Below are 18,640 nucleotides of genomic sequence, written 5' to 3' on the forward strand. Positions count from 1 at the left end.
ATTGCGTTCGCGCCTTGGCGCGCGCACTTGCTGGCGGCGCGGATAGCGGCCACCCTGAGATGATGCAATTGTCCGACCCAGCCAACGTGCGCGAGCGTGAACTGCGTTTCGCTGGACGCGTCCACCAGATGCGTACGCTCGGGGGAGCGTTGTCGGCACTGCTGGTGGCCTCCGTGCTTGCATCCAATGACGCAACGCCGTGGATCTGGGCCTTTTGGGCATTCAACGGCTTCGCCTGGCCACTGCTGGCACGCTGGCTGATGCTGCGCTCGGCGGACCCCGCGCATGCCGCGCATCGCCACCTGGTGTTTGATTCCGCGGCCGCGGGCGCCTGGATCGCGATCATGGAGTTCAACCTGGTGCCGAGCGCGGTGCTGCTGGCGATGGTGACCACGGACAAGGTCGCCGTGGGCGGCTGGCGCTTCCTGGGCCGCACCGCGCCCGCGCTGGTGGCGGCCTGCGTACTGGTCTCCGCTGCGCTTGGGTTCCCGGTGCAGCTTCACAGCAGCATGCCGGTGGTCTTGGCCACGCTTCCGTTCCTGTTCGTCTACCCGGTGGCGCTGGCCACGATCGCCTATGCGCTTGGGGGCAGCGTGGCCGCCAAGAACCGCCAGCTCGAACGCCTCAACCGCATCGACGTGCTCACCGGGCTTCGCAACCGCCGTGGCTGGAACGAAGCGCTGATCGCGGAGCTCGCACGCCACGCGCGCACGCGCAGGCCCGCCGTGCTGATGCTGGTGGACGTCGACAACTTGAAGGCGGTCAACGACAACCACGGCCACGTCGTCGGTGACGACGTCCTGCGCAGCGTCGCCGGCGTGCTGGCCGCCTGCACCCGCGACATCGACACCCCGGCGCGCTACGGCGGCGACGAATTCGGGGTGCTGCTGGCCGAGACCAGCCTGGTGGGCGCGATGCGCGTGGCCGAGCGCGTGCGCATCGCCTTCCTCGACCAGCGGCCGGCCGAAGCAGCGGCGCTGGAGTGCACGCTCAGCATCGGCCTGGCGGAGGTCGACCTTTCAGTCATCACCGCCGACGAGTGGCTCCAGCGCGCGGATGCGGCGATGTACCGGGCGAAGGCCGGTGGCCGGAACCGGGTCGAGCCGGACTGCCCTCAGCGCGGCGCGCTGGCGGTGCGGAAGACGGGGTAGAGGCCGAAGCGCTCGTCCCAGCTGGCGTGGCGGCGGTAGAACCAGTCCAGTCGCGCCCCCGGGCTGGCGGCAAACGCGGGATCCTCCGCGAGCCGGGCCTCGAAGGCGTCGCGTACGGCGCGGTCGCGCAACATCTCGGCGGCGACCGCTTCGGCGACGTACGCCTCCATGTATTCCTTGCGCTCGAACGCGTTGTTGAACCTGCCCCAGGCTGCCATCGAGTCCGGTGCCTGCGGTTCGAGGATCGCCATCGCCAGGCGTGCGCGCGGCTGGGCAATGGGAACGAACAGCGCCCCCGCCGCGAGGTCGCGGGTCTCGGGCCGCCATTCGCCGTCCAGCTCAAGCCGCTGGTGGCCCTCCGTGGAAGCGGCGGCCAGGCGGGTGGCGTCGGCGCGGAATGTTTCCAGTGCCGCGCCGGTGAGCGGTGACTCCAGCCGGCGGTACTGCACCCCGTGCACGTCCAGCCAGCGCGAGGCCAGGTCGGCATGCCGCGCCGGCACGATGTAACCGGCGGCCGGTGCGGTCACGCTGCGGCCGGGCACGATCTCGTCGCGCAGGGGCATCTTCCAGACCTGGGGCGTGGCTTCGTCGTAGCGCGTGGCCGGTGCGCCGGAGATCTCGGACGGCGTCCGCGTCCAGGCGTAGCCCCGGAAGTCGACGGTGCGCACGCGGTCGGTGGCGACGTAGTCCAGCGGCACGTCCTGGCCGGCGAGCGCGCTCGCGCGCGCATCCGCGGCGGCGGCGATATCCAGCCATTCCCGGCCGTGCGCGGCGGTCTGCTCCAGCATCCCGATGACAAGGTTGCGGGTGATGCCCACCCGGACCGGGTACTCCTTCCAGGAATGGGTCTCGACCAGGATCCCGAAGCGGTTGCGCAGCGGGAAATAGCCGTGCGAGAACCGGGGCGGCGAGACGCCGTCGACGATGCCCGAGGCGGGGTCGTCATAGGTTTCGAACGAGGGGTAGAAAGGCAGCGGCAGCGAGCCCTGTGCGGCGAGATCGGCGAGCAGCGCGTCGCGCAGTGCCAGGCCGGCGCCGGCCAGCTCCGCGTCTCCGGAGTGCAGGGGCTCGATCTGGACCGAGATGTCGTGCTCGAACTGGGCGCCGTTGGTGGCGTGCAGGTCGACGGTCGCGATCGGATCCCAGGCCTCCACCAGGGCGAGCATTGCCCGCATCTCCGGTGCGTCGGCCTTCAGGTAGTCGCGGTTGAGGTTGTAGTTCTGCGCCGTGGTGCGCCAGCCCATCTTCTCGGGGCCGCGCTGGTTGGGGCGGTTCCAGGCCCCGAAGCGCTCGTGGCCGTCGACGTTGAACACCGGCACGAAGACCAGCACCAGCTTCTCCAGCGTGCCGGCGGCGGCCTCGCCATCGAGCGCCTGGCGCAGGGCCAGGAAGCCGGCGTCCTTGCCGTCCACCTCGCCGGCATGGATGCCGCCCTGGACCAGCAGCACCGGCAGCCCCGCCGCGCGCGCGGCTTCGGGCGTCAGCGCGCCGCTGCGCGAAGCCACCAGGGCCTTCATCGGTCGCCCCTCGGGGGTGGTGCCGAAGTCGATGCAGCGGACCGCATCGGGGTAGCGCTGCGCGAACGTGGTGCAGAGGTTGGCGACCTCCTCGTAGCGGCCGGTGCGTAGGAATCCCGAGCGTTCCGCGATCGTGGACAACGGCGGCGGGCTCTTGGCGGACGGGGCGGGTGCCTGATGGGCAGCGGCCAGGGGTGCGACCGCGACGGCCAGCAGCAGGACCAGGGGCAGGGCGGCAACGAGGGATCGCGACATGGCGTGGGCATCGGAGGGCGGCAAGGTCGCCCATGATGCCCGGCCCATGGCTTCCGGCCAAAGCGCGGGGGCCATGGATACGCTAGCCTTCACGCTTTCGACCGCAAGACAGCCGACCCGCATGAGCACAGCACCCGTTGCCCCCGACGCCGGCAGGATGCCGCGCCAGATCGCCTACATCATCGGCAACGAAGCCTGCGAGCGCTTCAGCTTCTACGGCATGAGGAACATCCTCATCCCGTTCCTGATCAGCTCGATGCTGCTGGCCTACCTGCCCGCGGGCCCGGAGCGCGAGGGCGCCGCCAAGGACATCTTCCACAGCTTCGTCATCGGCGTGTATTTTTTCCCGCTGCTCGGCGGCTGGCTGTCGGATCGCTACTTCGGCAAGTACAACACCGTGCTGTGGTTCTCGCTGATCTACGTCGCGGGCCACGCCTGCCTGGCGCTGTTCGAGGACAGCCGCAACGGCTTCTACACCGGCCTGTTCCTGATCGCGCTGGGCTCGGGCGGCATCAAGCCGCTGGTGGTCTCGTTCTGCGGCGACCAGTTCGACCAGACCAACAAGTCGAAGGCGAAGGTGGTCTTCGACGCCTTCTACTGGATCATCAACTTCGGCTCGTTCTTCGCCTCGCTGCTGGCGCCGCTGCTGCTGCGCAGCTACGGGCCGGCGGTGGCCTTCGGCGTGCCGGGCGTTCTGATGCTCATTGCCACCGTCGTGTTCTGGCTGGGCCGCAAGGAGTACGTCAACGTGCCGCCGTCTGGGCGCGATCCCGATTCCTTCCTCAACGTCGTGCGCACCGCGCTGCGGGGCAGCGCAGGGCAGGGCGGCTCCGGCACGCTGATCGCGCGCGCGGGCATCACGCTCGCGGTGCTGATGCTGGCCCTGTGGGCGCTGGACGCGATTGGCGTGCCGCTGCCCTGGCCGGACTCCTTCGGCTTCGTCATCACCGCGTGCCTGGCGCTGGGCGTGGTGATCGCTTGCGTCGGCTGGGGCGCGTCGCTCCAGCTCGAGCGCGCGCGGGGCCTGCACCCCGACGCGGCGGTCGACGGCGTGCGAGCGGTGCTGCGGATCCTGATCGTGTTCGCGCTGGTGACGCCGTTCTGGTCGCTGTTCGACCAGAAGGCATCGACCTGGATCATCCAGGGCAACGCGATGCTGATCCCGCACGCCGCCTGGTGGTGGCCGAGCTGGCTGGTGAAGGAAGCGGCGCAGATGCAGGCGCTGAACCCGCTGCTGGTCATGCTGCTGATCCCGTTCAACAACCTGGTGCTGTACCCGCTGCTGCGCCGGATGGGCTTTACCGTCACCGCGCTGCGCCGGATGGGCTGGGGCATCGTGTTCTCGGGCGTCGCCTGGATCGCCGCCGGCGTGCTGCAGCTGTGGCTCGACGGCGGCGCCGAGGTCTCGCTGGCATGGCAGAGCCTGCCCTACCTGCTGCTGACCTTCGGCGAGGTGCTGGTCTCGGCCACCGCGCTGGAGTTCGCCTATAGCCAGGCGCCGCACGCGATGAAGGGCGTGATCATGGCGTTCTGGTACCTCACCAGCACCTTCGGCAGCCTCTGGGTGCTGCTGACCAATGCCGGTGTGCGCAACGATGCGGTGACGTCGGCTATCGCCTCCACGGGGCTCAGCGAGAACGCGTTCCTGATGTTCTTCTTCGCACTGTTCGCGTTCGTGGCGGCGCTGGCGTTCGCGGCCTATGCGCGCAGATACCCGATGCAGGACAACTACCGCGTCTCCGGCGGAGTGGCGGCATGAGCGGCGGGGGCATGGTCACCCTGGCGATCCTGGCGCTGACTGTGCTGGTCTCGTGGCAGGCCTTTGGCAACCGGCGCCTGCTCGACCGGCTGCTGTTGTGGCCGCCGGCGATCGAACGGCATCGCCAGTACGACCGCCTGGTCACGCACGGCTTCGTGCACGCCGACTGGCAGCACCTGTTGTTCAACATGATCACGCTGTACTTCTTCGGGCGCCATGTCGAACGGATGTTCGCGCCCTATATCGGCCCGATCGGCTTCGCGTTGTTCTACCTGTCGGCGATCGTCGTGGCGATCCTGCCGACGTACCTGCGCCACCGCCGCGATCCGAACTACCGCAGCCTGGGCGCGTCGGGCGCGGTATCGGCGGTGCTGTTCGCCTTCATCCTGGTGCAGCCCTGGGCACTGATCTTCGTGTTCTTCATCCCGGTGCCGGCGATCGTCTATGCCGTGCTGTACGTCGGCTACTCGATCTGGATGGATCGCCGGGGCGGCGACAACATCAACCACAGCGCCCATCTCTGGGGCGCGGGCTACGGCCTGCTTTTCACGGTGATGATGGAGCCGCGCGTGGTCAGTGTCTTCCTCGCGCGGCTCATGTCCCCGATGTCCTGACTCAGGAGATCGACTCGCCGCCGCAGCCCAGCCCGCCCTGGTCGCAGGCGTAGGTCTCGAGCAGGCGCGAATAGACCAGTGAGTCGAGCTGGTTGAATTCGACGTTGTCCACGTCCCCGGAACGGACGAGGTCGAACAGGCGGGTGACGGCCTCGTGTCCGGCGCTGGTGTCGGCGATGGGCGGCATGGTGGTCTCCATACGTTGGGTGCGTGCCCGTAGTGCATGCATCAAGCGTGCCAACCGCTCCGGGGCCGTCGGTCCAAGGGCGGCGGGTGACGCGTTTGGTCAGTCGCGCGCACCGTCCGGCGGCAATCGACGCGGGTTGGCGCCGCTCACCGCGCCTGAATCCCTGCCGTGATACCCATTGGCACATCCCCAATATGGAGAGTGCAGATGGCCTTCACCCGTGCCCAAGCGAGCGCCCTGCTCAACAAGTCGGAGATGGCGTTGTTCGACGACAGCCGCGCCAACGCCCTGCGCCGCCTGGATCGCCCTGCGCTGGCCGGGCGGGTCGAACGCACGCGGGCCGCGCGCGACCGGGCGCGCGACCTGCTGAAGCGCCAGCGGCTGGCGGCGCGCAAGCGTGGCGAGGGCAAGGCCGACGGCATCGCCGCGCGCACGGCCCGCAAGGAGGCGCTGCTGGTCGAACTGCTGCAGCGATTCGTCGAGGCGCGCCGCGACGCACCGGCGGTGATGGCGAAGAAGGCGGCGAAGAAGGCGACGAAGGCACCCGCAAAGAAGGCGCCCGCGAAGGTGGCCGGGAAGGCCGCGACAGGAACCGGGGCCGCCACGAAGAAGGCCGCTGCAAAGAACGCGCCTGCAAAGAAGGCGACGGTGGCTGCGAAGGCTGCGAAAGCTGCGTCCGGCAAGTCCGCGTCGAAGAAGGTGGTGGCCAGGAAGGCCGCGACCGGGGCCGGGGCCGCCACGAAGGAGGCCACCACCAGAAAGCCCGCCGTGAAAAAGATACCGGCGAAAAAGCGCGCCTCGCGCCGCGCCCTGACCCCGGAGCGGGCGCTCGAGAACACCCGCAGCCTGCTCGAGGCCAAGCATGAGCGCGACCGCACGCCGCAGCCGTGGCAGTCGCTGGACCCCGTCGCCGACCACACCCCGGAACCCGGCTACCAGTCGCCGCAGGCCGCCAGCAAGGCCAAGGAACTGCACGCGGGCGAGGCGCGGCTGGTCCCGATCCATGGCAGCATCTCCACGCGAGATCGCCGCAACCAGGGCAAGCGCGACCATCGCAATGGCGGCAGCGAGTAAGGAGACACGCAGATGAGCGGACCCGATATCACCCACCACGGCATCCCGGGTCGCTTCGTGACCGAGGTCGAGGGCCACGTCGCCAACCTCGATTACGAGATGGCCGACGGCATCATGCACATCACCCACACCCATGTGCCCGAGGCGATCGGCGGGCGCGGGATTGCCGGAAAGCTGGTCGAGGCGGCCTTCCACCACGCCAGGGCGGAGGGCTGGAAGGTCCGGCCGCTGTGCAACTATGCCGAGGCCTGGGTGAAGCGGCACGCGGAGTACGCCGACCTGCTGGAGTGAACGGCCGGGCGCGCAATCTGGCAGACTTGCGCCCCTTTTCGAGGTCTATCTGCCACCCATGCGCCTGAACAAGCACATCAGCGAGACCGGCGCATGCTCGCGTCGCGAGGCCGACCGCCTCATCGGCGAGGGCCGGGTGACGGTCAACGGCCAGCGCGCCGGGATCGGCGCCGAGGTGGGCGAGGGCGACGAGGTCCTCCTCGACGGCCGTCCCCTGCGCGCGCGAAGCGCCGCGCCCGGCAAGCGCCGCCACGTCTATATCGCGCTGTACAAGCCGGTCGGCATCACCTGCACCACCGACACCGGTGTCGCGGGGAACATCACCGACTTCGTCGACCACCAGGAGCGGATCTTCCCGATCGGCCGCCTGGACAAGGATTCCGAAGGCCTGATCCTGCTGACCAGCAACGGCGACATCGTCAACGCCATCCTGCGCGCGGAAAACAAGCTCGAGAAGGAGTACCTGGTGGCGGTGAACAACCCCGTCACCGACGAGTTCGTGCGCGGCATGGCCCGCGGGGTGCCGGTGCACGGCGAGCTCACCCTGCCATGCCGGACCGGCAAGCTCGGCCGCTATGGAGTCCGGGTCACCCTGGTGCAGGGGCTCAACCGCCAGGTCCGCCTGATGGCCGCGCATTTCGGCTATCGGGTGAAGCGGCTGGTCCGGGTCCGCATCGGTCCGGTCAAGCTGGGGCACCTCAAGCCGGGGGGCTGGCGCAACTTGGGCGACGCCGAACTGGCCGCCCTGCTGCCACGCCACGAGGGGTGGTAGGGGACTGAATGGCCCGGGCTGCCGATGAACGGCCGGCGGCAATTCACATTTGCAATGGAAAGTAGGGTATGGTTCGCCCACTGTTCAAAGCGGGATCACGGTACATCGTGGCTCCGGTGCGGTAGATCAAAGGTTTCAAGGCCGGCAACGGCTGCGTCCGACGATCCGCTCCATCGTTCCTGTGTTACCCCTTGCTTCGCAGTCTCGGATCCGCCGGGCGGACCGTGCCATTTCAAAAACTGTTCCAAGGAGTAACACCATGTCCGATCGTCAGACCGGCACCGTCAAGTGGTTCAACGACGCCAAGGGCTTCGGCTTCATCACCCCCGAGAGCGGCCAGGACCTCTTCGTCCACTTCCGTTCGATCCAGGGCACCGGCTTCAAGTCGCTGCAGGAAGGCCAGAAGGTTTCGTTCAAGGTTGTGCAGGGCCAGAAGGGCCTGCAGGCCGACGAAGTGCAGCCCGAGTAAGGCTCGCACCGCTGGACCAAGAGCCCCGGACGGCAACGTCCGGGGCTTTTTCGTGTGCGGCGCGCGGGCCGTTGCGTGAGCGTCGGCATCACGCGCGGGCCGCTAGCCTGTGCGCCTCGTGCACTGGACAGGGGGAGTTCCCGGATGAGCCGTATCCGCTATCGCATCGTGCCGCTGGCGCTGCTGGTGGCGCTCGCGCTTGCCGGCTGCCGCCGCGAGGCCGAGGTGCCCGGCGATGCCGTCGACGGCAGCGCGCAAGCGCCGCCTTCCGCGGATTCGAAGGCGGACTCCCCCGTGGTGCTTGACGACGTGATGGAGTCCGACCCGCGCTACATCATCGGCATCAGCTATCCGCCGGGGATCAACCGCTATCCGGAACTGGCCGCTGAACTCCAGCGGTATGCCGACGCCGCACGCACCGACCTCATGGAGGCGGTGGAAGCGCGGGAACCCACGTCGACCGATGCCGCCGCTGCCCCCTATGACCTCGCGCTGCCCTTCGACATGGTGATGGAGACGCCCGAGATCGTGGCCGTGCAGGCCACCGGCACCAGCTACACCGGTGGTGCGCATGGCAACCCCCTGGTGGCGCGCTTCACCTGGCTGCCCACCCGCGGAGAGATGCTCCGGGCCGAGGCCTTGTTCCAAGGGCAGGGGGGCTGGGACGACATTTCCGCCTTCGTGCGCGAATCGCTGCACGCGGCGTTGTCCCAACGCCTGGACGCGGACGACATCGACCCGCAGGATCGCGTCCGCCTGATGCGTACCGGTGCCCGGATGATCGACGAGGGCACCGCGCCCGAGGCCGGGAACTTCGCGCACTTCGAGCCGGTGCCGAGCACCGGTGGCCGCCTGCGTGGGCTGCGCTTCGTGTTCCCGCCCTACCAGGTGGGGCCGTACTCGGACGGCGTGCAGACGGTCGAAGTGCCGGCGGCCGTGCTGCTGCCGCATCTGGCGCCGGAATACCGGGCCCTGTTCACCAGCAGCTGAAGCCGGCCCCGCGGCAGGCTGATGACTGCAGGCCCCGAAAAACTTCCCCCGCCGGAGCGGGGGAAGGATATGTGGCTCGTTGTTACTCGGACTGGGTGGCCCCGGCCGGGGGCGCGCCGTCCTCGACGGCGCCGTCCAGGCCCCGCTTCACCAGCAGCGGCTGGATGTCCGGATCCTTGCCCGAGAAGTCCGTGAACAGCTGCAGCGCGTCCTTGCTGCCGCCCTGCGACAGCAGCGTGGCGCGGAAGCGGTCGCCGTTGGCGCGCGTCAGGCCGCCGTTCTCCTCGATCCAGGCCACGGTGTTGGCGTCCAGCACCTCGGACCAGATGTAGGCGTAATAGCCGGCCGCGTAGCCGCCCATGATGTGGCTGAAGTACGTGGTGCGGTAGCGCGGCGGCACCGCGGCGAAGTCCAGGCCAGCGGCCTCGAGCGCCGCGGCTTCGGTCGCCAGCACGTCCTTTGCGGCGGGCAGCTTGTCGGCCGGCAGCTGGTGCAGGTACTGGTCGAGCATCGCCGCGCCCAGGTACTCGGTGGTGGCGAAGCCCTGGTTGAACTTGGCGGTCGCGACCACCTTGTCCAGCAGCGCCTGCGGCATCGGTTCGCCGGTCTCGTGGTGCTTGGCGTAGTTGGCCAGGATCGACGGCCAGTCAGCCCACATCTCGTTGACCTGCGACGGGAACTCGACGAAGTCGCGCGGCACGCTGGTGCCGCTGAAGTACGGGTACTTCACGTCGGAGAACATGCCGTGCAGCGCATGGCCGAACTCGTGGAACATCGTGGTGACCTCGTCCCAGGTCAGCAGGGTCGGGCCAGCCTGCGGCTTCGGGATGTTCTGGTGGTTGGCCACCACCGGCAGGGTGTCCTCGAGGCCCGACTGCGACACGTAGGAGTTCATCCAGGCGCCGCCGCGCTTGGAGTCGCGCGCGTAGGGATCGAAGATGAAGATCGACAGCGGGCTCCCGTCGGCGTTGAACACGTCGTACACCCAGGTGTCGGCGTGGTACTTCGGCAGGTCGGTGCGTTCCTTGAAGGTGATGCCGTACAGCTGGGTGGCGGCGAAGAACACGCCGTTCTCCAGCACGTTCCTCATCTCCAGGTAGGGCTTGAGCTGCGATTCGTCGAAGTCGTACTCGGCCTTGCGCACCTTCTCGGTGTAGTAGGCCCAGTCCCAGGCTTCGAGCTGGAAGGTCGGCTTGCCCTTGGCGGCCTGCTCGGCGTCGATCATCGCCTGCAGCTTGGCGGCCTCGCTGCGGGCGTTGGCCACCGCGGCCGGGGCCAGCTGGCCGAGCATGGCGTTCACGGCGTCCGTGGTCTTGGCGGTTTCACCGTCGAGCACGTAATCGGCGTAGGTGTCGAAGCCCAGCATCTTCGCGCGCTCGGCGCGCAGCTTCAGCACGGTGGCCACGATCTCGCGGTTGTCCCACTGGTTGCCGCGCGCGCCGCGCACGACCGAGGCCTCGTGGATGCGCTGGCGCAGCTCGCGGTTGTTCAGCTGCGGCAGCGGCGGCTGGCCGGTGGTGTTGAGCAGGGTGATGACGTACTTGCCCTCGTGGCCACGGGCCTTGGCGGCATTGGCCGCGACTTCGATCTGCTCGGGCGTCAGGCCGTCGAGTTCGGCCGCGGTATCGACCACCACGGCGGAATCGTTGACCTCGGCCAGCACGTTCTGGCTGAAGGTCGTGCCGAGCTGCGCGAGCTCGCCGTTGATCTCCTTCAGGCGCGCCTTTTGGGTTTCGTCCAGCGCGGCGCCGGCACGCACCAGGTCCTTGTAGTACTCCTCGACCAGGCGCACGCCTTCGGCGTCCAGGCCCAGGTCGGCACGGTTGTCATGCAGCGTCTTGATGCGCGCGAACAGCTTCGGGTCCAGCGAGATCGCGTCGCGGTGGGCGGCGAACTTCGCCGAATAGTCGGCCTGCAGCTTCTTGCGCGCGTCGTTGGTGTCGGTGCCCACCAGGTTGAAGAACACGCGCATCGCGCGGCCCAGCGTCTTGCCGTTGGTTTCCAGCGGCAGGATGGTGTTCTCGAAGGTCGGCGGCTCGGGGTTGTCGGCAATCGCACGCACTTCGGCCAGCTGCTCCGCCATGCCGGCGTCGAAGGCCGGGGCGAAGTGTTCGTCGCGGATGCGGTCGAAATGGGGGTACTGCAGCGGCAGCGTGCTTTCGACCGCGAACGGATTGCCCTTGAGGGCGTCGGCACTGGCGGACATGGCCGGCTCCGCATCGGGGGTGGACTGGGCAAGGGCGGGCGACATGGCGCCGGCGAGGGCGACGGCCAGGGCGAGCGTCAGCGGATGCTTCATCGGGTGGTTCCTAGCAGGACTGAGTCCCCTAGGGTACCCCGCCCGGGCGGAGGCCTCCCGTGACGAATGGCATGGGCGTGTTTCTTCAGCGGACGATGGTGACCGGCAGTTCGGTCTGGGCGATGACCTTGCTCGACACCGAGCCCAGGAGGAGACCCTTCACCGAGCCTCGGCCGTGGGAACCCATCACCACGATGTCCGCCTTGTTGTCGCGTGCGGCGGCGAGGATGGCTTCGGCCGGTTCGCCGACCACGGCCAGTTCGCGCACGTCGGCCTTGCTGCGGGCGAGCGCCTTGCGCACCGGCGCCAGCATGCGCTGGTGGTTCTCGGCGTGGATCCTGTCCATCGTTTCCTTGCCGATCTTGCTCACCACGCCCGGGAACGGTGCCGCGTCCACCGCGACCAGGAAGATCTTCGCCGGCTTGGCGAGACTCCTGGCGAGTACGTTGGCGTGCTTGGCGGCGCGGACGCTGATCTCACTGCCGTCGACGGCGACCAGGATCTTCATGCAGGTGTCCTCAACTCGGTGCGTAAACACGGGATTCTACGCGGTGGCCGGCCCGCGGGCGCGGCGCGCGCGGGCTTACTTCTCGACGAAGGCGCGCTCGAAGACATAGTCGCCGACCACGCCGATGCGCATCGACGGGGTGAAACCGCGGCCGTCGAGCAGGGTGCGGAAGTCGGCGAGCATGGCCGGGCTGCCGCAGACCATGGCGCGGTCGCGGGCCGGATCCAGCGGTTCCAGGCCGAGGTCGGCCATCATCTGGCCGCTGGCCATCAGGTCGGTGAGGCGGCCGCGGTGCGGGCGGCCGTCGAACACGAAGTCCTCGCGGGTCACTGCCGGGTAGTACAGCAGGCGCTCGCCGAGGATGTCGCCAAGCAGTTCGTGGCGCGGCAGTTCGTTGACGATGTAGTCGCGGTAGCAGAGGTCGGCCTCGCGGCGCACGCCATGGCAGAGCACCACGCGCTCGAAGCGTTCGTAGGTCTCCGGGTCCTTGATGATCGACATCCACGGCGCCAGGCCGGTCCCGGTGCCCAGCAGGTACAGGTTGCGGCCGGGATGGAGGTCGCTGATCAGCAGGGTGCCGGTGGGCTTGCGGCCGATCAGCACTTCGTCGCCCGGTTTGACATGCTGCAGGCGCGAGGTCAGGGCGCCTTCGGCGACCTTGATGCTGAAGAACTCGAGCTGCTCTTCCCAGTTCGCGGAGGCGATCGAGTACGCGCGCATCAGCGGTTTGCTGCCGCCCTCGGGGCGCGGCAGGTCCAGTCCGATCATGACGAACTGGCCGTTGTCGAAACGGAAACCGTCGTCACGGGTGGTGGTGAAGCTGAAGTAGTCGTCCGTCCAGTGACGGACGTCCAGCACCGTCTCGGTGCCAAACGCGGAGGACATGCGGCGATCTTGGTCGGGGAGGGAAACCTGCCTATTGTACGCCGCGGGAGCTACCGGTAGCCGGCGGCCTGGAGTTCGAAGAGTTCGGCGTAGCGGCCGCTGGCGGCCATCAGCTCGGTGTGGGTGCCGCTGGCCTCGATCCGGCCGTCGGCCATCACCAGGATGCGGTCGGCCATGCGCACGCTCGAGAAGCGGTGGGAAATCAGGATCGCGGTGCGGTTGTCGGAGAGCTCGCGGAAGCGCTGGAACACTTCGTACTCGCTGCGCGCGTCCAGCGCGGCGGTGGGTTCGTCGAGGATCATCACCTGGGCCTCGCGCATGTAGGCGCGGGCGATGGCGATCTTCTGCCACTGGCCGCCGGAGAGGTCCACGCCGGTCTTGAAGCGGCGGCCGATCACTTGGTCGTAGCCGGCGGGCAGGCCGGCGATGACTTCTTCGGCCATGGCGCGGCGGGCGGCGGCCTGGATGCGGGCGCGGTCGTCCATGGCTTCGATCTGGCCGACACCGATGTTCTCGGCGGCAGTCATGTGGAAGCGCACGAAGTCCTGGAAGATCACGCCGATGTTGGCGCGCAGGTCGTCGAGGTCGTAGTCGCGCAGGTCGCGGCCGTCGAGCAGGATCCGGCCTTCGTCGGGGTCGTACAGGCGCGCCAGCAGCTTCACCAGCGTGGTCTTGCCGGCGCCGTTCTCGCCGACCAGGGCCAACACCTCGCCCGCGCGCAGCTCGAGGTCGACACCGCGCAGCGCCCAGCGCGTGGCCTCGGGATAGCGGAAGCCGACGTTTTCGAACACGAAGCCGGTGGCGATCGGGCGCGGGATCGCCGCGGCGCCCGGTTTCGACACGATTTCAGGCTGGATCTCGAAGAACGAGTACAGGTCGTCCAAGAACATCGCTTGGCCGGCGACTTGCGACAGGCCCACCAGCAGGCCTTCCAGCAGCTGGCGCAGGCGCCGGAAGCTGCCGGCCAGGAAGGTCAGGTCGCCGATGCTGAAATCGCCGTGCACGGTGCGCCAGGCGATATAGGCATAGGCCACGTAATAGCCCGCCGTGCCCAGCGCAGCGAGCAGGGTGCCCCAGAAGGCGCGCTTGCGCGCCAGCTTGCGGTTCGCGACCAGGAAGGCCTGTGACAGCGTGCGGAAACGCTCCACCAGGAAGTGGTGCAGGCCGAAGATCTTCACTTCCTTGGCGGTGTCGACGCTGGCGCCGGTCTGGCGCAGGTATTCGAGCTGGCGCCGCTCCGCCGTCCACTGGAAGTTGAGCGAGTAGTTCAGGGCGTTGAAGTGCGACTCGCCGATGAAGGCGGGGATCAGCGCGATGGCAAGCAGCAGGATCAGCCATGGCGCATAGACCAGCAGGCCGGCCGAGAAGCTGATGATGGTGACGATGTCCTGGGCCTGGCCGAACAGCTGCCCCATCAGGTTCATGCGCCCCATGGTCTGGCGGCGGGCCCGGTCGAGCTTGTCCTGCAGCTCGGGATCCTCGAAGTCCTCGAGGTCGAGCGTGGCCGCGTGTTCCATCAGGCGCACGCTGGCGGCGTTGGTGAACATCTCCGACAGCACCTGGTCGCAATAGGCCACCACGCGGCCGAGCAGGTCGGACAGGATCGCCAGCCCGAACTCGGCCGCCAGCAGCCACGCCAGGTGGTCGAGCTGGCCGCTGGCCCATGCCTGGGCGAAGCCGTCGCCGATCACGCCGGTGCCGACCAGGCGGATCGCTTCGTCGATGATCAGCTTGCCCAGGTACAGCATCGCCACCGGCAGCAGCGCCCGGATCAGGCGGAGGCCCAGGGTGGCGACCGTGAGCGGGCGGCTGGTGCGCCAGATCTCACGCAGGAACGGGGGCAGGTTGCGAAGGGCGTTCAGGCGCTCTCGGAACGAGGGGCGTCCTGCCTGCGGATCGGGGGCGGCTGCAGCGCGGGTGGCGGTCGACATCGGGCCATCATGCCGCGACTGTCGTGCAGGACGCGACTACCCGGCCCGCGGCGCCTGGCCGCGGGCCTCGCGGAGCTCAGTCAAGCAGCAGCTTCACGCTGCCGGAAAAGGTCTCGATGGCGATCGAGCCGCTGCCGGTGCCGTAGCTGTGCTCGAGGCTGGCACCCGGCCCGTAGCGCTTGCGCACCACGTTGGCACCGGGGGCGTCGATGTCGCCGCTGAAGGTGGTGGCTTCCACGCGTGCGGAGGCGTCGGCGGGGAGTGCCAGGCGGATGTCGCCGCTCACGGATTCAAAGCTGAAGCGGGCGCCATCGGCGATGCCGCCGCGGACACCGGTGTCGCCGGACACGGTGCTGACCTCCAGCCGCGCCAGGCGCTCGCCACGGGTATCGATGTCCATGTTCCCGGACACGGTCTCCGCCTGGATGCTGCCGGCGATGCGCCCGCGCAGCGACACCGTGCCACTGACGCTCTCGATGTCGACGTCGCGGCTGTTGAGCGTCAGCTTCAGGTCGCCGCTGACGCTGTCGATGCTGGCCTTGTGCGGCGCCCCGACCGCGACCACGTCGCCGCTGACGCTTTCGATCTCCAGCTCGGCACCGGCCACGCCCTGCACGTCGACGTTGGCCGCGACCGAATCGACGTCAAGGCTTGCGTGGCGGGGGATCTCGAGGATCAGCGAGGTCGGTTCACTGTTGCGGCTGTTTCGCGGGTAGCGCGCGCGGACCACCAGCTTGGCTCCACCGTCCCCGATCTCCAGGCGCTCGACGCCCTCGCCCAGGCTGCCGGTGATGCGCACCTCGTTGCGGTCCCATGTGCGGACTTCGATGTGGCCCTTGAGGTTGGAAACCTCGACTTCGCCGCGGGCGTCGAGCGGGCGGGTTTCGTTGATCGGCGTCGCGGCCAATGCGGGGAAGGCGAGGCCGGCAAGGGCAAGGCCGATGAGATGGCGGTTCATGGATGACTCCTCGGGTCAGGCCTGGCGCAGGCTGAGCGCCAGGCGGTGGGCATAGATGCGCTGCAGCCGGTGGAACAGGTGCAGCGCATCGGGATCGCGGGCGAGCGCGGCGCGGACTTCGACGGCGCTGCGTTCAAGTTCGGCGTCGAGCCCGTCGGGCATCGTCGCGGCGGTCGCGTGGTCATCGCTGGCGCGCGCCGTGCTGCTGCCCGTCGTGGCCTGGACCTCGCGCAGGGCGCCCTGGTATTCGCGGGCCAGGGCATCGGCGGCGCGCAGCAGCGGCGCTTCCCCGGCAGCCGTGGCGGCGGTGGCGACCACGTTGGTGGGGTCGGCGGCGGGGTCGACCGCGGTCTTCACGGGCAGCAACTGCCAGGTGCCGGCGACGGCCAGGACTACCGTCGCCGCAGCGGCATAGCCGGCATTGCGGCGGCGGAAATAACGGCGCCAGTCGCGACGCGCGGCAATCGGGCGTGCCGGGCCGGCCGACGCCGCGATCGTGGATCCGGGCCCGGTTCCAGTCCCCTTTCCGGGCCGGGGCGTGGACCTGGATGTTGACGCGTCCGCCCGCGGCGCTATGCGGGCGGCAATCCGCGGCCACAGGTCGTGGGTGGGCTGGACCTCGCCACGAAGGGCGCGGAGATCGGCAGCCAGGTCCGGGGGCAGGGGCGTGTCGTCGTGGTCGGGGCGGGGGGAGCCGCTGGTCATGGGGTCTCTCCAAGTCGCGCGCGAAGCAGCCCGCGCGCGCGGTGCAGCTGGGCCTTCGAGCTGCCGACCGCCATGTCCAGCGCGGCGGCGATCTCGCCGTGGGTCCAGCCTTCGATGTCGTGCAGCACCAGTACGGCGCGCGCGCGGGGCGGCAGGGTGGCGACGGCCTTGCCGAGGTCCATGGCCGTGGCGGTGCCGTGGCCGGAGACATCGGTAGAGGGCAGGGCGTCCAGCGCTGCGTCGTCATCGCCATCGAGCGTCGGCCGCACGCGCCGCGCACGCAGGTCCATCAGCGCGGTGTTCACCGCCAGCCGATGCAGCCAGGTGCCGAAGGCCGCTTCGCCGCGCCACTGCGGCAGCGCCTGCCAGGCGCGCAGGAAGGCCTCCTGCACCAGGTCCTCGGCGCGGGCACGCTGCCAGCCCGCCAGGCGCAACACCACGCCGTGAACGCGGCCGGCATGGCGGCGGTAGAGCGCCTCGAAGGCATCGGTATCACCGGCGGCTGCCGCCAGCGCCAGGGCGTGGTCGCCGTCCCCGGCATCGGAGGCCGGGGCTTGCGGGCTATCGGTCATGGCGGCATCGAGCATACCCAGTCGGATGCAGCGTCGCGGCAAAAGGTTTAAGCACCCGGGCCGGCGCGGCTTAAAATGGGCGCCTACGCCCGCACTCCGAGCCCGCCGTGACCGAGATCCGCCAGCAGGACTTCATCCAGAGCGTCGCCGACGCCCTGCAGTACATCAGCTACTACCACCCGGTGGACTACATCCGGAACCTCGCGGCCGCGTACGAACGCGAGGAATCCCCGGCCGCGAAGGATGCGATGGCGCAGATCCTGATCAACTCGCGCATGTGCGCCGAGGGCCACCGCCCGATCTGCCAGGACACCGGCATCGTCACCGTCTTCCTCGAGATCGGCATGGACGTGCGCTGGTCGGATGCCACCATGGGCGTCGAAGACATGGTCAACGAGGGCGTGCGTCGCGCCTACAACCTGCCCGAGAACAAGCTGCGCGCCTCGGTGCTGGCGGACCCCGCCGGCAAGCGCCGCAACACCGGCGACAACACCCCGGCGATCGTCAACGTGAAGGTAGTGCCCGGCGCCAAGGTCGACGTGATCGTGGCCGCCAAGGGCGGCGGCTCGGAGGCGAAGTCCAAGTTCGCCATGCTCAACCCTTCCGACTCCGTCGTCGACTGGGTGTTGAAGACGGTGCCGACCATGGGCGCCGGCTGGTGCCCGCCGGGCATGCTCGGAATCGGCATCGGCGGCACCGCCGAGAAAGCGATGCTGCTGGCAAAGGAGTCGCTGATGGAGCCGATCGACATCGTCGACCTCAAGGCGCGCGGCCCGTCGAACCGGCTGGAAGAAATGCGCCTGGAGATCTTCGAGGGTGTCAACGCGCTCGGCATCGGAGCCCAGGGCCTGGGCGGCCTGACCACGGTGCTCGACATCAAGATCAAGGACTACCCGACCCACGCCGCCAACTTGCCGGTGGCGATGATCCCCAACTGCGCCGCAACCCGCCACGCACACTTCACCCTGGACGGCAGCGGCCCGGTGATGCTGGACCCGCCCTCGCTGGAAGACTGGCCGCAGATCACATACGACGCCTCCAAGGGCCGCCGCGTCGACCTCGACACGGTCACCCGCGAGGAGGTCGCCTCGTGGAAACCGGGCGAGACCCTGCTCCTCAACGGCCGGCTCCTGACCGGCCGCGACGCCGCCCACAAGCGCATGGTCGAGATGCTCGACAAGGGCGAGGCGCTGCCGGTGGATCTGGCCGGCCGCTTCATCTACTACGTTGGTCCGGTCGACCCGGTCGCGGGTGAGGTCGTCGGCCCCGCCGGCCCGACCACGGCCACGCGCATGGACAAGTTCACCGAGCAGATCCTGTCGGAAACCGGTCTGTTCGGCATGGTCGGCAAGGCCGAACGCGGCCCGGCGGCGATCGAGGCGATCCGCAAGCACAGGTCGGCCTACCTGATGGCGGTGGGCGGTTCGGCCTACCTGGTGTCCAAGGCGATCAAGGCGGCAAAGGTGCTCGCATTCGAAGACCTGGGGATGGAGGCCATCTACGAATTCACGGTGCAGGACATGCCGGTGACGGTGGCGGTGGATTCCACGGGCGAGTCCGTGCACGAGACCGGGCCGCGGGAGTGGCAGTCGCGCATCGGGATGATTCCTTTGACGGTGGTCGAAACCGCCTGAGCCGCCTGGCTACGGCGGCGGAGGCTATTACGGCTGGGGCTTCGGGCGGCGGAGAGTGCGTGGGGTACT

The 18,640-nt window shown here is 69.0% G+C and carries 18 protein-coding genes; 9 read left to right on the forward strand and 9 right to left on the reverse strand.

Features of this window, described 5'->3' with window-relative positions; all coding sequences use genetic code 11:
* Positions 1 to 62 precede the first annotated feature (62 nt).
* On the forward strand, positions 63 to 1,151 hold the full coding sequence (locus ACW5F0_RS01200; RefSeq protein WP_456998858.1) for a diguanylate cyclase: 1,089 nt from the start codon (positions 63 to 65) through the stop codon (positions 1,149 to 1,151).
* On the opposite strand, the gene ACW5F0_RS01205 is transcribed toward ACW5F0_RS01200, so the two are convergent.
* Positions 1,115 to 2,899, reverse strand: coding sequence for a M14 family metallopeptidase (locus ACW5F0_RS01205; RefSeq protein ID WP_456999155.1), 1,785 nt, complete (start codon positions 2,897 to 2,899; stop codon positions 1,115 to 1,117). The genes ACW5F0_RS01200 and ACW5F0_RS01205 overlap by 37 nt on opposite strands.
* 145 nt (positions 2,900 to 3,044) lie before the next feature.
* Here ACW5F0_RS01205 and ACW5F0_RS01210 point away from each other — a divergent pair, with 145 nt between their 5' ends.
* Positions 3,045 to 4,682 carry a POT-type proton-dependent oligopeptide transporter gene (locus ACW5F0_RS01210; protein WP_456964218.1) on the forward strand — a complete coding sequence of 546 codons (1,638 nt, stop codon included), beginning with the start codon at positions 3,045 to 3,047 and terminating at the stop codon, positions 4,680 to 4,682.
* 11 nt (positions 4,683 to 4,693) lie between these two features.
* Positions 4,694 to 5,296: a rhomboid family intramembrane serine protease gene (locus ACW5F0_RS01215; protein ID WP_456965239.1), complete on the forward strand. Its 603-nt coding sequence runs from the start codon at positions 4,694 to 4,696 to the stop codon at positions 5,294 to 5,296.
* 1 nt (position 5,297) lies between these two features.
* On the opposite strand, the gene ACW5F0_RS01220 is transcribed toward ACW5F0_RS01215, so the two are convergent.
* A complete protein-coding gene (locus ACW5F0_RS01220) occupies positions 5,298 to 5,483 on the reverse strand; it encodes a hypothetical protein (RefSeq protein WP_456964219.1) in 186 nt (61 codons plus the stop codon).
* A 207-nt stretch (positions 5,484 to 5,690) separates the two neighbouring features.
* On the opposite strand from ACW5F0_RS01220, the gene ACW5F0_RS01225 reads away from it, so the two are divergent.
* The 5 genes from ACW5F0_RS01225 to ACW5F0_RS01245 all read left to right on the forward strand — a co-directional run bounded on the left by ACW5F0_RS01225 (position 5,691) and on the right by ACW5F0_RS01245 (position 9,079).
* Positions 5,691 to 6,557: a hypothetical protein gene (locus tag ACW5F0_RS01225; RefSeq protein WP_456964220.1), complete on the forward strand. Its 867-nt coding sequence runs from the start codon at positions 5,691 to 5,693 to the stop codon at positions 6,555 to 6,557.
* Between the two features lie 12 nt (positions 6,558 to 6,569).
* Positions 6,570 to 6,848: a GNAT family N-acetyltransferase gene (locus ACW5F0_RS01230; RefSeq protein ID WP_456964221.1), complete on the forward strand. Its 279-nt coding sequence runs from the start codon at positions 6,570 to 6,572 to the stop codon at positions 6,846 to 6,848.
* Between the two features lie 58 nt (positions 6,849 to 6,906).
* Positions 6,907 to 7,620, forward strand: a complete 714-nt coding sequence (locus ACW5F0_RS01235) for a pseudouridine synthase (protein ID WP_456964222.1) — start codon at positions 6,907 to 6,909, stop codon at positions 7,618 to 7,620.
* A 259-nt stretch (positions 7,621 to 7,879) separates the two neighbouring features.
* Positions 7,880 to 8,089, forward strand: coding sequence for a cold-shock protein (locus ACW5F0_RS01240; protein ID WP_345295318.1), 210 nt, complete (start codon positions 7,880 to 7,882; stop codon positions 8,087 to 8,089).
* A gap of 144 nt (positions 8,090 to 8,233) precedes the next feature.
* Positions 8,234 to 9,079 carry a PdaC/SigV domain-containing protein gene (locus tag ACW5F0_RS01245; RefSeq protein WP_456964223.1) on the forward strand — a complete coding sequence of 282 codons (846 nt, stop codon included), beginning with the start codon at positions 8,234 to 8,236 and terminating at the stop codon, positions 9,077 to 9,079.
* A gap of 82 nt (positions 9,080 to 9,161) precedes the next feature.
* On the opposite strand, the gene ACW5F0_RS01250 is transcribed toward ACW5F0_RS01245, so the two are convergent.
* The 7 genes from ACW5F0_RS01250 to ACW5F0_RS01280 form a co-directional block, all read right to left on the reverse strand.
* Positions 9,162 to 11,366, reverse strand: a complete 2,205-nt coding sequence (locus ACW5F0_RS01250; protein WP_456965240.1) for a M3 family metallopeptidase — start codon at positions 11,364 to 11,366, stop codon at positions 9,162 to 9,164.
* A gap of 97 nt (positions 11,367 to 11,463) precedes the next feature.
* A complete protein-coding gene (locus tag ACW5F0_RS01255) occupies positions 11,464 to 11,886 on the reverse strand; it encodes a universal stress protein (RefSeq protein ID WP_456964224.1) in 423 nt (140 codons plus the stop codon).
* A 75-nt stretch (positions 11,887 to 11,961) separates the two neighbouring features.
* Positions 11,962 to 12,771 carry a ferredoxin--NADP reductase gene (locus tag ACW5F0_RS01260; protein ID WP_456964225.1) on the reverse strand — a complete coding sequence of 270 codons (810 nt, stop codon included), beginning with the start codon at positions 12,769 to 12,771 and terminating at the stop codon, positions 11,962 to 11,964.
* Between the two features lie 50 nt (positions 12,772 to 12,821).
* Positions 12,822 to 14,702 carry an ABC transporter ATP-binding protein gene (locus ACW5F0_RS01265; protein WP_456964226.1) on the reverse strand — a complete coding sequence of 627 codons (1,881 nt, stop codon included), beginning with the start codon at positions 14,700 to 14,702 and terminating at the stop codon, positions 12,822 to 12,824.
* A gap of 76 nt (positions 14,703 to 14,778) precedes the next feature.
* Positions 14,779 to 15,660, reverse strand: coding sequence for a DUF4097 family beta strand repeat-containing protein (locus ACW5F0_RS01270; RefSeq protein WP_456964227.1), 882 nt, complete (start codon positions 15,658 to 15,660; stop codon positions 14,779 to 14,781).
* Between the two features lie 15 nt (positions 15,661 to 15,675).
* Positions 15,676 to 16,365, reverse strand: a complete 690-nt coding sequence (locus tag ACW5F0_RS01275) for a hypothetical protein (RefSeq protein WP_456964228.1) — start codon at positions 16,363 to 16,365, stop codon at positions 15,676 to 15,678.
* Complete coding sequence (locus ACW5F0_RS01280; protein ID WP_456964229.1) at positions 16,362 to 16,952, reverse strand: RNA polymerase sigma factor; 591 nt, start codon at positions 16,950 to 16,952, stop codon at positions 16,362 to 16,364. Before ACW5F0_RS01280 ends, ACW5F0_RS01275 begins: the two co-directional genes overlap by 4 nt.
* A gap of 92 nt (positions 16,953 to 17,044) precedes the next feature.
* Here ACW5F0_RS01280 and ACW5F0_RS01285 point away from each other — a divergent pair, with 92 nt between their 5' ends.
* Entirely contained in the window at positions 17,045 to 18,571 is a 1,527-nt protein-coding gene (locus tag ACW5F0_RS01285; protein WP_456964230.1) for a fumarate hydratase, read from the forward strand.
* Positions 18,572 to 18,640: the final 69 nt, after the last annotated feature.

The sequence above is a fragment of the Luteimonas sp. A534 genome (genome assembly GCF_054072805.1).

Bases quoted from the DNA above. Each gene is read 5' to 3' on its own strand.
- ACW5F0_RS01200 (WP_456998858.1), top strand. From the start codon at position 63: ATGCAATTGTCCGACCCAGCCAACGTGCGCGAGCGTGAACTGCGTTTC.
- ACW5F0_RS01210 (WP_456964218.1), top strand. From the start codon at position 3,045: ATGAGCACAGCACCCGTTGCCCCCGACGCCGGCAGGATGCCGCGCCAG.
- ACW5F0_RS01215 (WP_456965239.1), top strand. From the start codon at position 4,694: ATGGTCACCCTGGCGATCCTGGCGCTGACTGTGCTGGTCTCGTGGCAG.
- ACW5F0_RS01220 (WP_456964219.1), bottom strand. From the start codon at position 5,483: ATGCCGCCCATCGCCGACACCAGCGCCGGACACGAGGCCGTCACCCGC.
- ACW5F0_RS01225 (WP_456964220.1), top strand. From the start codon at position 5,691: ATGGCCTTCACCCGTGCCCAAGCGAGCGCCCTGCTCAACAAGTCGGAG.
- ACW5F0_RS01230 (WP_456964221.1), top strand. From the start codon at position 6,570: ATGAGCGGACCCGATATCACCCACCACGGCATCCCGGGTCGCTTCGTG.
- ACW5F0_RS01235 (WP_456964222.1), top strand. From the start codon at position 6,907: ATGCGCCTGAACAAGCACATCAGCGAGACCGGCGCATGCTCGCGTCGC.
- ACW5F0_RS01240 (WP_345295318.1), top strand. From the start codon at position 7,880: ATGTCCGATCGTCAGACCGGCACCGTCAAGTGGTTCAACGACGCCAAG.
- ACW5F0_RS01245 (WP_456964223.1), top strand. From the start codon at position 8,234: ATGAGCCGTATCCGCTATCGCATCGTGCCGCTGGCGCTGCTGGTGGCG.
- ACW5F0_RS01255 (WP_456964224.1), bottom strand. From the start codon at position 11,886: ATGAAGATCCTGGTCGCCGTCGACGGCAGTGAGATCAGCGTCCGCGCC.
- ACW5F0_RS01260 (WP_456964225.1), bottom strand. From the start codon at position 12,771: ATGTCCTCCGCGTTTGGCACCGAGACGGTGCTGGACGTCCGTCACTGG.
- ACW5F0_RS01265 (WP_456964226.1), bottom strand. From the start codon at position 14,702: ATGTCGACCGCCACCCGCGCTGCAGCCGCCCCCGATCCGCAGGCAGGA.
- ACW5F0_RS01270 (WP_456964227.1), bottom strand. From the start codon at position 15,660: ATGAACCGCCATCTCATCGGCCTTGCCCTTGCCGGCCTCGCCTTCCCC.
- ACW5F0_RS01275 (WP_456964228.1), bottom strand. From the start codon at position 16,365: ATGACCAGCGGCTCCCCCCGCCCCGACCACGACGACACGCCCCTGCCC.
- ACW5F0_RS01280 (WP_456964229.1), bottom strand. From the start codon at position 16,952: ATGCTCGATGCCGCCATGACCGATAGCCCGCAAGCCCCGGCCTCCGAT.